The organism is Mesorhizobium sp. M7A.F.Ca.CA.004.12.1.1 (assembly GCF_003997835.1).
In the GTDB taxonomy this organism is placed as follows: Bacteria; Pseudomonadota; Alphaproteobacteria; order Rhizobiales; family Rhizobiaceae; genus Mesorhizobium.
Genome location: NZ_RZRK01001402.1, coordinates 1 through 694 on the forward strand (window position 1 = coordinate 1; position 694 = coordinate 694).

Below are 694 nucleotides of genomic sequence, written 5' to 3' on the forward strand. Positions count from 1 at the left end.
GCGCAACCCAGTACATTGCCGGTCTTTTCGAGGATCTCGGCGCGGCTGGCTCCGGCGTCGATCATCTTCAGCGATCCGGCCTGGTCGGCGCCGAAGACGATATCGACGTTCCGGAAATCGACGGCGACGGTCATTTCTTGCCTCCAACGGCGATGCGGGTCATCCGGTCGAGCACGATGGCCAAAACGACGATGGCGAGGCCCGCCTCAAGCCCGAGGTCGATCTTGCGCGAACCCAGCGCCCGGTTGATTTCGGTGCCGAGGCCGCCCGCGCCGATCAGTGCGGCAAACACCACCATCGATAGCGACAGCATGATGCACTGCGTCAGACCGGCCATGATGGTGGGCAGCGCCGAGGGCAGCTCCACCTTCCACAGCAACTGGCTCTTGGTGGCGCCGAACGCCTCGCCGGCCTCGACGATCGACTTCGGCACCGAGACGACGCCGAGATGCGTGAGACGAACCGCGGTCGGGATGACGAAGATGATGGTGACGATGAGGCCGGGCGCATTGCCGAGGCCGAACAGCGTCAGCACCGGGATGAGGTAGACGAAGGTCGGCAGCGTCTGCATCAAATCGAGCACCGGCAGCATGACGCGATAGACCTTCGGCTTGTGCGCCGCCCAGATACCGAGTGGCACACCGATGGCCATCGAGGCGGCGGCGGCGGCAACCACCAGCACCAGTGTCTCTAC

The 694-nt window shown here is 64.7% G+C and carries 1 protein-coding gene and 1 pseudogene; both read right to left on the reverse strand.

Going from position 1 to position 694, the window contains the following annotated elements; translation table 11 throughout:
• Nucleotides 1-134: pseudogene (locus EN984_RS39280) on the reverse strand (choline ABC transporter ATP-binding protein); the annotation flags it as partial.
• Nucleotides 131-694 (reverse strand): ABC transporter permease subunit (locus tag EN984_RS36685; protein ID WP_127384458.1); only part of this gene is annotated, 564 nt, incomplete at its 5' end. The gene EN984_RS36685 and the pseudogene EN984_RS39280, both read right to left, overlap by 4 nt.